Here is an 11,872-nt window from a genome sequence, read left to right on the forward strand (position 1 = left end):
ACTAACACTATTCTTTATCATCCGGAGATTTTATTTCCCTGGCGCTACTATAAAAGCATAACAATTATGTAGCATTAATGCTTTGCGACCAATAGCCTATACCTTTTTAATGGTTGGCATAGGCCTTACGCCGTAATTCAAATTATTTTATACCAACAATAAATCAATCAAAGCACATCAATCTACTGATAAAAATTAACACTACTATCATTTTATTTTTAGAGTAACTAAAAATAAAACTTTAGCTTTTCTAAAAAACCATCATTTTTGTGACATGATACGATTTTCTCTGGAAAAAAGGCGCTATTACAGTCACGCCAGTTGATCCCTAAATTTAATATGCATATTATTATCGCCACCCCCATTAAACCCATAAAATAACATCATGACTATTTATTTAATTAACAGCACGCACACTTACAATGATAAGACCAATGAGCTAAAAAACATAAAAACGGGAAAGATGATAAAAATTGCCGCAATGCGTATAAAGTGTCTGGAATATATGCTGAATCACGCGCAACAAGAGATTATTTATAAAAAACAGCTCACTAATGAACTTTGGGGGGAAAGAAGTCAATTTATCAGCGACGCCAATCTGACCCAGATTTTATATCTACTGCGGCGCGACCTTAAAGGCTTTGGCCTGAGCCAGTTTTTTTCCACGGTGCCCCGAACTGGTATTAAAGTTGATGCTAACATTATTATCAGCAATGAAAATAAAAACCATCCCTCTTCTTTAAAAAAAGAAGGGTATAAATATATGGCATTACTTTTCGCTTTACTGACCATGGTCATAATGGTTATTTATTCAATACGATAATTTGATATTAAACCGACAAATCGCATAAGGATGTGCTTCCTTCAACCAAAGCGTCAGGCTGCTTTTCCTGGCTAAAAAGAAAGGTCGACTGAAATGTTGATATCAGTTTTTTGGCATTTTTATAATGGATGCTGTTTGTAGCCAGATAAGCATAAACGGGTAACGTACGAAAAATTATTTCATCAGGCATACGTAGTATTTTTATATTATAACGCCGTACATCTCTAAAATAAGTAGCAATCTTTCCTGGCAAAATCGCAACCATATCGCTTTTCTCAACAACACCGATAACTCCAAATAGTGAATCACTATAATAACCTATTTCCCTGCGCCCCGCATAAGGCGTACTGCTCTTGAATAAATCAATGCTATCAGCGGTGAAAGAAGAGAACATATCTGAATGATAGACAGCATGTCTGGCAGCATAAAAATTATATAAAGAAATTTTTTCAAGCCCAACCAATGGACTTTTTTCACCACAAACACAAACAAAATCAGATAAATTATCAATAAGATAACTTTCGATCATCTCACTCTTAATATCCAGAATTCCCATGATGACATCCGCATAACCATGCGTCAGCATGGAGGCTGGCGAGTATTCCCCTGTTTTTTTAATCGCATAGTGTTTAATAATATATCGATTCACCAACATCATATCCAGCAACGCCGGAAAATAGTAATTTTCAGTGATATCACTCCCCAGAACAATGAGTTCATTACTCTCCTGAGCATCTGTTTTATCGCAAAGTGTGTTTTCTATAGATTCAATTGCCTGGCGAAATACCTGGTGGAGCGATTTACCTTTGCTGGACGGGACTAATCCTTTGCGGGTTCTGATAAATAACTCTTCGCCATAAAGATTTTGTAAGCGAAGAAGAGCCTGAGAGATCGCCGCAGGCGTGACATCCAGTTTCCTCGCCGCCCTGGTTGCATTTCCTTCAGTAATAACCGTATCGAATACTTTGATCAGATTGTAGTCAATTTTTTTAGCATTTTTTATTGGCCGCATATAGGTTTTCCTGGCTGGTATAATCTGGCACCATCATTTAAAGCGCAGATTAACCTTGCACCACACTTATTTCAATAAGTAAATCATTTCCTCTACCTGTTTGTTATTAAATTATAGTTTTATTGATATCATTTCAGCCTGTATGAAATAAAAACACATGATACTATTTTATAAAAAACATCAAAAACATCTGGCACACTTTATAAAAAAGTAAAAAAGCATAATGTTATCCTGTTTAATCACAAATGATTCTCTTATTTCTTTGAGATTCTCTACGCTTATCCGTGCTGATGCAAGAAGTACTTTACCGCCAGTGAACACACTGACAGTGTGAAACTTACCTTATGAATATCAAAATGGAGTGAATTCATGAGACAATACTCTATTAATAACGAATTTATTTATAATGAGTCGTTAAGAGAAATAATATCATTACATGATAAAAAAGTGCTAAAGATGACGTTAATGCGTGCGCGCTGCTTAAGCTATCTTATTGAAAACGCCTACAGGAAGTTGATTACGCGAGAAATGATTTCACACGCAGTTTGGGGAGAGCGAAGTCAATTTGTTAGCGATGCTAATTTGACGCAACTTCTTTATCTGCTGCGACGAGATTTACAACAAATCGGGCTTTTCGAACTGTTCGTTACACTCCCCAGGCAGGGGATAAAAATCGATGAAAGATTTATCATTGACGCTGCTGACATACCGCCACAAGCTATTCAATATCATACTCACCGATGTAATAAAATTATATCCATTGGTATTCCCACTCTTTTTTTATTGATCGTACTTTTCTTTTTAGCGCCGTTTATCTGAAGATAAAGTCTGTAGACCGTGTCCCGGGAAGGTGAGAACATTTTTCATAATATCCTCACACGACACTGACGGGACACCATCTGCGGTCTGCTACGCGGTTCAGTCATAGACAATGCGTAGCACTGTTAATTGCTTATCTTCATCCAAATAATCTCGTTTTACCGTTGCATGAGGAGACGATATCGGCGTGATAATATTCTCGACAATAATATAACGTTCAACTCCCTGTTTATTATGGCATTGAATTTCTAAGGTTCCCACGTCATTCCAGCAGCCTGCCTCAACAACCGATCCCATAAAATGAATCTGAGCGGTCGGTTTCGCTGTCCCTTCATGAACGATAAAGGAAAGTAAAATCACCGGTATGACGCAACGCATAGACTTCATTTTACTTTCACTCCTGTGCGTTCTCCTCTGAGCGAATATCACCCCTTCGCTTTCTGAATCGCCATTTGCAACATATCCTGAGTCGTGCTTCCCGGGATCACGGTCACCCGTTTTACATCACCGTTTTGCGTCTGAGGCATGACGACAAAAGCAGGCGTGCCGCTAAAGTCCATATGCTGCGCCAGTGCCTGGTTAGTGAGGAGCGCATCATGTACTGCACCACTGCTTTGCGCTTCTTTTACGGCGACCAGCTGCGTCGGCGTTAGATAATGTTGCGCCAGGGTATAGACATCGTGTTCCGTTAACGCGCCTTCCACCTTCCCTGTGGCATAAAGCGCATTATGCCAGTCGAGATATTTCGCCCCGCCCTGGGTAAGCCATACCTGTTCGCCGACTCTGGCCGCCAGTCCGGATACCGGCCAGCGGGAGGAAAAAATAGGAAACTCTTTGAAAATAAACCGGGTATCCGGGTTCGCCTTAATCAGGTTTTCGACCACAGGCGCCATTTTGCTGCACCACGAGCACTGGTAATCAAAGAACATCACCACCGCCGCTTTTGCCTCGTTGGGCCCAACGGAAGGACTGCTGCTACTGAGCAACTCAGCACGATACTGCAATGCCAGTTGAACATACGCCTGTTGTTGCGCAATCTGCTGACGCTGATGCAATGTCTCGCTGGCGGCGACCAAAAATTCCGGATGTTCGGCCAAATACGTTGCCACCACCTCTCCCACTTTATCCGGATGACTGACGATGTAGGCTTCCGCCGTCGGACCAATTTGCGACGTCGGGGCAGAATCGGCGGCGATTGCCGAGGCGGATACGGCAACGCCTGCCAACGTCAACATCGCCAGTCGGGAAAGTTTTAACGCGTGATAATACATAATAAAAGTCTCGTTCGATAAGATCGGAAAGCCTCCCGCTATCGGGAGACGCCTGAAAAATAGGTTAATGAATACGCGTCAGATCCACGGTTTGCGCTGGCATTACCCGCCCATAGTCATTAATACTTTGCCAGCGCACAGTGCAGCGAACCGTGTGCCGGCACCAGTCCGTTTGACGCGTTGCAAAGGGAGCCACGACCCCGGCGTTGTCCTGGGCGCGCTCGTTAGCGCGTAATAAAAAGAGTGTAACGTAATAGGGTGTCGGATTGCGTACCGTCGCGCCATCAGGGGTAAGCGACCAGCTCAGATGCCGGTAGGCCTGCTGTGGATTGCCGGCGAGTCCCTCAGGGCGATAGAGCAATTTTAAAGCCGAACGAAACGCCATTTGTACACGGTTCGCTTCCGGTTTACCGGAGGGAATAGCGGCGATACTCAAGGTAAACAAACTTTCCCTGTCGGCGGGTAGCGGTTCGCCGGTATAAACCACCCGCAGCGTGTTTTCCTGGCGCGCTGAAAGCATAAATAATGGCGGCGTGACCACGAAGGGCGTGATATTTCCTTCGTTTTTGGTTCCGGGCCAGCGGCCGCCAGGTAAAATATGCGTATCAATTAACCAGGACGCTTCTGAATGGTTACTTACCGGTACGCTTAATGCCGGGGCGCCCGCATGATAGATAAAGCGAGTACCGCCAATTACCACGCCAGCCTGCGCCCATGATATGGGAAGCAAGCACCAATATATCGCGCAGCGTAAAAAGAACTTATTCATAGGCAAGAATGAAGGTTGCGGAGGCATTGGCATCCCCGGGCGTTACCGTGCCGCCATCGGCAAGATAACGCGCGTAAAATTGCAGATGCGCCGACGCCTGGCCCGGACTGAGCGTCACTACATCACTCTCCTGCCCCAGTGGGATTAAGGTTTTATTTTGATCATAAAGCGCAATCCCAATGCCTGAAGCGTCGCTTTCCCCTGCGGTAAGCGCCAATAAATCCGTATTACGGCTGTCCCCCGCACCGCTAAAACTGACCGTTACGCCGCTGGCAGTGCTGCCGCAGTTTTGTAAATCGATAGCAAAAGGTTGCCATGCGGAACCGTCGCCTGCGCGATAAAACTGCCGTTGAGAAACCGCGCCCATCGCCACGTTAATATTTTCCGAGTCTGGAGAGAGCGAACACGTATTGTCCGTGATGGTTCCGGAGACATAGACCCGGCCATCATGCGCCTGGACGCCGGATGCCGCCAGCAGCATCCCGATGCCGTACAGGATATCGTTACGCATAATTACGATGGCTCCTCATTCATACTGCATATCGAAATACATGACCGCCGTCGCGTTCCCGGACGTGACCGTAGGCCGGGTCGATTTATAGCGAATATAAAAAGACAGCGTGTTGCGTCCGGCTTTCAACGGATAGACCACTGAGTCGGCATTATTGATACTGATGGTATCCTGATCATCATTCAGAATTTCCACCCCTACCCCGCTTGCTAACATGTTTCCGCTTCCCATCCCGGTATCGGTTATCGCCAGTAGCGCGGGATTGTCCGGATCGGGTTCGCCGGTAAACCAGATCTTCGCCCCGGCAATTCCTCGGGAACAATTTTTGAGGTTGATATTAAAGGGCTTAAATTTTGTCGTTGTTCCTGTCGAAGGAAAATCGCCGACCGCAAACTGCCCTAAATCAATACTTTGACTGAGGCTGGAAATATCTATGTCGCAGGTTTGCGCCACAATAGTGCCGGTAAATTCGAGGTTATAAGCGAGGTCGTCAGCGCTGGCATTGATTTGTGGACACAGCATCAGTCCCATGGCAAAAAGAGCGCAGTGTGATCTGTTCATTTAGTCAAAGTCCACTCGCAGGCTGGCCAGCGCGGTAAACGCCCCTTCCGCTGGCGTTTCGCCTGTTGTACTCACCGGGTAGGCTTGCAATGTGATGTTAGCGCGTCCGGCGCTATCGGTGATAAAAGGCGCGACGCTCTGTGCATCATTGGGGATAAGCGCGTTTCCTTCATCGGTTTCGACCACTACGCCGACATCCGCATTATCCGAAGCGATAGCCTGGGGAACGTGGCTATCCGGCGTAGCGATAAGACGCATCGTTAAATTGACCTGCGAATCCAGGCCGCTGCACTTTACCGGTACGCTAAATTTTTTCGCTCGTACCCCCTCCGGCTTTTGGCCTGCATGGTTGAAATTGCCACTGTACAATGCGCCGAAATTCACCAGAATCGTTTGTCCGGCGTTGATTTCGCAGCTTTGCGGTACGGTCACCGTTCCACTATAAAGAATGCTGTACACGACATCTGTCAGCGGATCGCCTGCGGCGGTCATGACATAAACATTGAACATAGTCTTAGGACTAATATTCACCGTGCCGACGAACGGTTTAACAATTTTGAGCTGAAACTCCAGATTTGAGTCACGAACGTAAAACGGTTGACCCGCTTTCACATTTTCATCATATCCCATCAGGACATTGTTCATTGGCGGATAGATATCGCCCGCCGAAGAATCCTCAATTCGCATTCCGCCTTCAAGATAGTCCGGGTCCAGCTTTAAATATTTCCAGTTACCGCTCGTTTCTACGACCGGATATGGCGACACATAGGAGCGATAAGTCTGGCTATTGGTCGCCGCGCCGGCGGGACACACCGCCTGTACATTAACTTCCTGGCTTTTTTCCAGTTGAACCGTCTTTCCCACCTGGTTTTGTTCTGCCGTCAGAGTGGTCGTTAAATCGTAATTAATACTGGAAGGTACACCGTTAACGTTTTTACACACGTCTGCGAATGCGTACTGCGATACGACACTTCCCACCAGCAGAGCAAATAAAAGAGGTATTTTCATTTAATGACACTCCGCATGTTGTCGACTCAGAATCTGACGGGAGGAAGAGAGATGATAGGACGCGACACACTGTTGATCCGGCAGGTTCCCCCAGCGAACGTGCAGAATGCCTTGCGCTGACAACCCGGAAAGATAGACTTCCCCGGCCTCGTCAACAATCGCCTCCGCATGACGATCATTCACCGTCACCGTTGCGCCAAAGGGTACAGGCTTACCGTTATGATTCAGCGTTACCAGGGCACGCGCGCCGACTCGCGCTTTAAAGCGGGCCAGAACCAGCGCGCCTTCGGTCGGCACAACGCGAGTCACCGCGTCATCAATATCGACATCATCAGCCATCGCGTTAACGTCCAGCGCCATACGGTTTTGGCGATATGTCGTCGCATACGGCACCACCGCATAGCCACGCGCGTCCGTATGAATACCCGGCTGGTCGACAACGCCGACGTTGGCTGCGCCCGGCGCGGCAATCAAAATATTGGTATTGCCCAGCGGCTGGCTTAGCGTCACTCCATGCACGTGCGCCACCAGGCCGCCGCTCAGGCCATAATTCACCTGCTGGTAATCGCCGTTATCGCTAACGTTATAGCCAATGTTGGCGTTGCCTTTCGCCCCATCGTATTCCAGGCTGGCGGAGCCGCTTTCGCCAATACCGTGATTTTGATAACCTTGCTGTATGTTGTAACTAAGATTGTTTTCGTCCAGCAGTGTGCCGCTAAGGCCCGCATTCTGCGTAACGTTATGCTGTTTGTCCGTACTGGTGCTAAAGGTAGCGTAAACATTGTGATGGCGCGTAACCTCATCATCGTGTTGCAGCCATTGACTTAGCGGCACCGAGATATTCAGCGCGAAAATTTGATCGCGCTCCGCATCGCCTGCGGATTTGTTATTGTTATAAGAAACACTCCATGCAATACCCGCCAGCGTATCGCTGTATCCCACCTGCAACAAAGAATCCTTTTCATCAGTGTGCCAGTAACTTTGTTGACTGCCGGTAATAAAAAGCGATCCCAACCCGCCTAGCTGTTGATTGATATCGAGTTGTACTTTCCCCCTTCTGGTATAATAAAGATTGTAATAATCCGCCCATTCCGGCCTGCTTTTATCGCTGTCAGTCCGACTGTCATCGTCATAGCCGCTCATCCGTTTCCACGTGGTATCATCCAGCGTATAAAAGCCCGAGGTTGAATAGCGATAGCCCATAAGCTGTAAATTGGTTCCTGACTGTGCAAGCGATTTGGCATACAGGAAACGCAGCGATTGCCCCTGGTAGGTGTTATTATCCGCCAGCGTACTGGTAGCCTGGGTGACATCCAGCGACACCGCGCCCCAGTCGCCCAGATTTGCGCCGCTGCCGATCGCCAGCGCGTGATAATGACTGGAAAGTTGTGTTCCGCCATACAGCGTAAAACCATGCGGTAACCCCCATATCAAGGTCGCCTGAGTGAATTTCACCTTCTCTTTTTGACTACTATCGCTACGATACTCCGCCACCGTCGCCGCATACTTCAGCCGCCCTTCTCGTTGTAGAATCGGCACGGCGGAATAGGGCACGTTATAGCGATTAATAGAACCGTCAGACTCTTTGACTTCCACAGTCAAATCGCCGCTGGCGGCGGTGGGATAGAGATCATTAATAGTAAATGCCCCGGGCGGCACATAGCGCTGATTGATGATGTAGCCGTTTTGCCGAATGGTCACTTGCGCGTTGCTTCTGGCAATGCCGTGAATGGTCGGCGCGAAGCCTTTCATGCTGTCTGGCAACATATTGTCGTCAGACGCCAGTTGTAGCCCGCGAAAAGGAATGCTGTCGAATAATGCGGAGGGGGTATAACTATCGCCTGCCGTCAGTTCTCCCTGCAAAAAGACCACATCACGTTCCAGATAAGTACTGATGTGCTGCCAGTCGCTGTCGCTATTCTGATCGCCGCTATTCGCGTTCCATGTGGAGTAGTCGCGTAACCGCCAGGCCCCCAGATTAAGGCCGCTATTCAATCCAAGAAAATAGCTGTTCTCCGCACTGCCGCCTGCGCTCCGATCCTGACTATTCGCGCCGGTAAAGGTGTAATTCAATAGCAACGCGTTAATACCTTCATCCCAGTATTGCGGTGGGATATAGCCTCTGGCGCTGGCAACCATCGCCGCCTGCGGGATGCTAATGTCGAGACGTTGCTGCGCAAAATCAAAGCGGGTCCGGGCGGCCGGTATCGCACTGGCGAGATCCGGGCAACTTCCCGCCGCCGCCTTCGCCAACAGTGGAAACGCCCCGGTGTTTACCCCCATATTTTTAAGCATTTCAGGCGTCAGGCAGGCGCGTAATCCGCTGTCATCGGTGGGCGCGCTTTTTCCCGTCGTTTTCACCGCCTGGAAGGCAATGTCTCTGGTCGCGAGAAACGTATTGTTCAGGTAAACGTCAACGCGATACATTCCCGCCGCCTGGGCATTACGGGAAAAGGTCGATAAGTCGGCCACCGCAGACGGGTCGTCAGACAGAAATGCCGGGTTGAAATAGTTTTCCGCCCACCCCGGCGCAGGCGCCAATGCGATAGCCAACGCCAGCGGGGTTAATACGGGTTTAGCTACGCTGGAGTAATATCGCGTCATGAAAAGCTGATTACGCATAACATCATGAAGCTGGACAAACGCGTGCTGGCGTCGTTGCGCCAAAATCGTTTACCGTGCGCAAAGATACCTGGCCGGGCGTCGCCGGGAGAGTGATCGCGCCTTTCGGCGGTACCATAGTATTCGGCAGTTTTTTCCCCGCGCTGTACAGTTCAACCATCGAAACGTAGTACGGCGAAGGGTTAGTAATCGTTAGCTGGCCGCGCTCGTTACGGCAGCGAAGCGTCGACGGGGCATGAGCTGGCGCCTCCGCCAGATTTTTCGGGCGGATAAATAGCTTAATCACGCTTTGCGTCGCAATTTGCAGGGAGTTGCCGGTCAATTTATTTTTATCGACAGAGGGTATCGCTTTACTGTTTAAATAAAATACGCTTTCGCGATCGGTCGGTAATGACGGCCCGACATACATAATACGTAATATATTTTCTTTTTTAGGCTGGATCACAAAGAGAGGCGGCGTAATGATAAAATCCGTCGAGCGTGAACCATCGGCATTGGCGACCCATGACTGAATTAAAAAAACATTGCTGGCAGAAGAATTAATAATCGGCAAGGAGGTTTGCTTACTTCCCTGCGGATAAATCACCCTGGTCGCGCCCAGCGCAATGCCTCCCGCCTGCGCGGCAAACGACAGGCCGGCCGCCGACAGCAGTAGCAATAATCGAAGGAAAATCGGTACGTTTTTTTTCATCTGCGTAATATCCTGATGCCGTCGGTTTGTTACGCGCAGTGACGCGCGTAACGCCCCTTTCTCGCCTCCCAACAGACGAGAAAAAAAATCCCGATAAGGAATCAGGAATAAACCATGCTAAATGTCGCCGTCGCGGTAACATTACCGGCAGTCGCCGTACCGGTAGCGATATAATCCACGCTAAGCGGAATAACGTTTTCGCCATCGTTCAAGGTAACAGTACTGGACGATTCACCGATATTCAGCGCCTGGCCATCTGGTCCATAAAGTTGTAATGCCACATTCGTCGCCGAACCTGCCCCAGCGGTATTCGCCAGCGAACCCGGCTGGTTTGCGTCCTGCTGGCCATTAAAAATCACCGCCGCATTCTGGCTGGTCTGAGTATCGCAGTCTTCCAGTTTAATGGTGAAATCTTCTTTTTGATTCGCCACCATACCGGCCTCGGTTAATTTACTGGCGCGAACCTGGCCTAATGTCACGGTCTGATCGACAGAGTCAGCGGAAACAGAACAGGCGGCGTCAACGACCTGTCCGACAAAATTTACCGTACCGCCAGTGACGGTTGTAGTATCCGCTTGCGCGGTGGACAACATTCCGCCAAAGGCAATTGCAGAGACCATTAATGCTAGTACAGGCTTTTTCATTCAAGCTCCTTTTAAATATAAAAATGAGGGTAATCAGATTTTTTTAACGAAACGGCTGCTGATATTTTTTCACAGCAATATCACGACTTTTTCTTATGCGAAAAAAAGTGTCTTCTTGTTCTGATATAAATGTCAGAAGCAATAAAACAGCCACTCAACGTCGTGAGTTAATCTTTACGTTATAATGAGATAACGATGTTATTAATTATTAGCAAGCCAACGGCAAGTTGCAATCATCGACATTTGGTTTTATAGGACTAAGCATAACTTATTGTTTTATATTAACTTTACACCAGTCGTTCGGCCTATCTCCTTTAGCAGTATTGACTTTTTAAAAATAGCCTTCATAACAACCTTCAATAAAACATTCTATTAACGATAACAGGCAAATTCAGTCGAGATATGTAAATATATCGTTGCATATAGTACATTAATACGCCACTGGCAGTTTTCCGAGCGCCGTCAGCCGCCCATTATCAATATGGATATACCCGCCTTTTTTTAGTTCAGACAGAATCTTCATGGTCCGACTGCGCGATATCCCGGTACGTCGTTGAATAAAATTCAACACGATAATGCTTTCCCGGTAGGCCTGTGGATAAGCCCAGATTTCAGTCAGCAGCGCCCGAACTTTCAGATAAGAATCGACGCCGACTAATTCACGATCGCGCGCGCTCATCACCATCAGACGGTAAGCCAGACAACGGGCCACGTCGTGCCATAAATCGCATTCATCGGCGATTTTTATAAAATCCGGCAGGCGAACAAATCTACCGGTACAAACCGTTTCTGCGAGCAAAAAGTGTTCCGGTCGCGCGGGGACATTATAGGTAGCGCCATAGCTGTCAACCATACCCACGACCGATGGCGCAAACGATGAAGATATATGGAGTCGTTTGTCATTATGACAGAAAGAAACAACGCCAGACTCCAGTAATACAATGTAGTGTTCATCATTTGCCTGTAAATAAAACTCATCGCCGATACCCAGCGTAAACGGTTGACCAAATGGCAACAAGGCCGAAAATAAGGCATCAATCGCCGCGTGAGGTTTAGCCTGCTGAGAAAAAAGAAAAGAGTGTAATGAATTCTCATTATTATCTTTAGCAAAAGCGTCGTTCATCATTTTTTCATTAACGGT

General features: G+C 47.6%; 13 protein-coding genes. 2 read left to right on the forward strand and 11 right to left on the reverse strand.

Annotated elements, in window-relative coordinates:
* The first annotated feature begins 385 nt into the window (after nt 1-385).
* Entirely contained in the window at nt 386-823 is a 438-nt protein-coding gene (locus tag LDB27_RS18590; protein WP_000158342.1) for a winged helix-turn-helix domain-containing protein, read from the forward strand.
* 7 nt (nt 824-830) lie between these two features.
* Here LDB27_RS18590 and LDB27_RS18595 read toward each other — a convergent pair whose 3' ends face one another.
* Nucleotides 831-1,835, reverse strand: a complete 1,005-nt coding sequence (locus tag LDB27_RS18595; protein WP_001247389.1) for a LysR family transcriptional regulator — start codon at nt 1,833-1,835, stop codon at nt 831-833.
* Between the two features lie 369 nt (nt 1,836-2,204).
* Here LDB27_RS18595 and LDB27_RS18600 point away from each other — a divergent pair, with 369 nt between their 5' ends.
* Nucleotides 2,205-2,654, forward strand: a complete 450-nt coding sequence (locus LDB27_RS18600) for a winged helix-turn-helix domain-containing protein (protein WP_001250357.1) — start codon at nt 2,205-2,207, stop codon at nt 2,652-2,654.
* Between the two features lie 99 nt (nt 2,655-2,753).
* On the opposite strand, the gene LDB27_RS18605 is transcribed toward LDB27_RS18600, so the two are convergent.
* From LDB27_RS18605 to LDB27_RS18650, 10 genes are all read right to left on the reverse strand, one after another.
* Nucleotides 2,754-3,041 (reverse strand): hypothetical protein, encoded by a 288-nt coding sequence (locus LDB27_RS18605; RefSeq protein WP_000839834.1) that lies wholly within the window; start codon nt 3,039-3,041, stop codon nt 2,754-2,756.
* Between the two features lie 38 nt (nt 3,042-3,079).
* On the reverse strand, nt 3,080-3,925 hold the full coding sequence (locus LDB27_RS18610) for a DsbA family protein (protein ID WP_000291395.1): 846 nt from the start codon (nt 3,923-3,925) through the stop codon (nt 3,080-3,082).
* A 64-nt stretch (nt 3,926-3,989) separates the two neighbouring features.
* Nucleotides 3,990-4,721: a fimbrial chaperone BcfG gene (gene bcfG, locus LDB27_RS18615; RefSeq protein WP_001135036.1), complete on the reverse strand. Its 732-nt coding sequence runs from the start codon at nt 4,719-4,721 to the stop codon at nt 3,990-3,992.
* On the reverse strand, nt 4,687-5,205 hold the full coding sequence (locus tag LDB27_RS18620; RefSeq protein WP_001243228.1) for a fimbrial protein BcfF: 519 nt from the start codon (nt 5,203-5,205) through the stop codon (nt 4,687-4,689). The genes bcfG and LDB27_RS18620 overlap by 35 nt, the downstream gene beginning before the upstream one ends.
* A gap of 15 nt (nt 5,206-5,220) precedes the next feature.
* Entirely contained in the window at nt 5,221-5,766 is a 546-nt protein-coding gene (locus LDB27_RS18625) for a fimbrial protein BcfE (RefSeq protein ID WP_001082038.1), read from the reverse strand.
* The gene (locus LDB27_RS18630; protein ID WP_000701257.1) at nt 5,767-6,774 is read right to left on the reverse strand and encodes a fimbrial protein BcfD; all 1,008 of its coding nucleotides are present in this window, start codon (nt 6,772-6,774) and stop codon (nt 5,767-5,769) included. It lies immediately after the preceding gene.
* Nucleotides 6,775-9,396 (reverse strand): fimbrial usher BcfC, encoded by a 2,622-nt coding sequence (bcfC, locus tag LDB27_RS18635; RefSeq protein WP_001245844.1) that lies wholly within the window; start codon nt 9,394-9,396, stop codon nt 6,775-6,777.
* A 4-nt stretch (nt 9,397-9,400) separates the two neighbouring features.
* Nucleotides 9,401-10,087 carry a fimbrial biogenesis chaperone BcfB gene (bcfB, locus tag LDB27_RS18640; RefSeq protein ID WP_000742551.1) on the reverse strand — a complete coding sequence of 229 codons (687 nt, stop codon included), beginning with the start codon at nt 10,085-10,087 and terminating at the stop codon, nt 9,401-9,403.
* Nucleotides 10,088-10,188: 101 nt separating this feature from the next.
* Nucleotides 10,189-10,731 carry a fimbrial protein BcfA gene (locus LDB27_RS18645; protein ID WP_000743357.1) on the reverse strand — a complete coding sequence of 181 codons (543 nt, stop codon included), beginning with the start codon at nt 10,729-10,731 and terminating at the stop codon, nt 10,189-10,191.
* 430 nt (nt 10,732-11,161) lie between these two features.
* Nucleotides 11,162-11,857 (reverse strand): winged helix-turn-helix transcriptional regulator, encoded by a 696-nt coding sequence (locus tag LDB27_RS18650; RefSeq protein WP_000980522.1) that lies wholly within the window; start codon nt 11,855-11,857, stop codon nt 11,162-11,164.
* Nucleotides 11,858-11,872: the final 15 nt, after the last annotated feature.

The sequence above is a fragment of the Salmonella sp. JXY0409-18 genome (genome assembly GCF_020268625.1).
GTDB lineage: Bacteria > Pseudomonadota > Gammaproteobacteria > Enterobacterales > Enterobacteriaceae > Salmonella > Salmonella enterica.

Excerpts from the sequence above, each read along its gene's own strand:
- bcfB (WP_000742551.1), bottom strand. The coding sequence starts at position 10,087 with ATGAAAAAAAACGTACCGATTTTCCTTCGATTATTGCTACTGCTGTCG.
- LDB27_RS18645 (WP_000743357.1), bottom strand. The coding sequence starts at position 10,731 with ATGAAAAAGCCTGTACTAGCATTAATGGTCTCTGCAATTGCCTTTGGC.
- LDB27_RS18620 (WP_001243228.1), bottom strand. The coding sequence starts at position 5,205 with ATGCGTAACGATATCCTGTACGGCATCGGGATGCTGCTGGCGGCATCC.
- LDB27_RS18600 (WP_001250357.1), top strand. The coding sequence starts at position 2,205 with ATGAGACAATACTCTATTAATAACGAATTTATTTATAATGAGTCGTTA.
- LDB27_RS18590 (WP_000158342.1), top strand. The coding sequence starts at position 386 with ATGACTATTTATTTAATTAACAGCACGCACACTTACAATGATAAGACC.
- LDB27_RS18605 (WP_000839834.1), bottom strand. The coding sequence starts at position 3,041 with ATGAAGTCTATGCGTTGCGTCATACCGGTGATTTTACTTTCCTTTATC.
- LDB27_RS18625 (WP_001082038.1), bottom strand. The coding sequence starts at position 5,766 with ATGAACAGATCACACTGCGCTCTTTTTGCCATGGGACTGATGCTGTGT.
- LDB27_RS18650 (WP_000980522.1), bottom strand. The coding sequence starts at position 11,857 with ATGATGAACGACGCTTTTGCTAAAGATAATAATGAGAATTCATTACAC.
- LDB27_RS18630 (WP_000701257.1), bottom strand. The coding sequence starts at position 6,774 with ATGAAAATACCTCTTTTATTTGCTCTGCTGGTGGGAAGTGTCGTATCG.
- bcfC (WP_001245844.1), bottom strand. The coding sequence starts at position 9,396 with ATGCGTAATCAGCTTTTCATGACGCGATATTACTCCAGCGTAGCTAAA.
- LDB27_RS18595 (WP_001247389.1), bottom strand. The coding sequence starts at position 1,835 with ATGCGGCCAATAAAAAATGCTAAAAAAATTGACTACAATCTGATCAAA.
- LDB27_RS18610 (WP_000291395.1), bottom strand. The coding sequence starts at position 3,925 with ATGTATTATCACGCGTTAAAACTTTCCCGACTGGCGATGTTGACGTTG.
- bcfG (WP_001135036.1), bottom strand. The coding sequence starts at position 4,721 with ATGCCTCCGCAACCTTCATTCTTGCCTATGAATAAGTTCTTTTTACGC.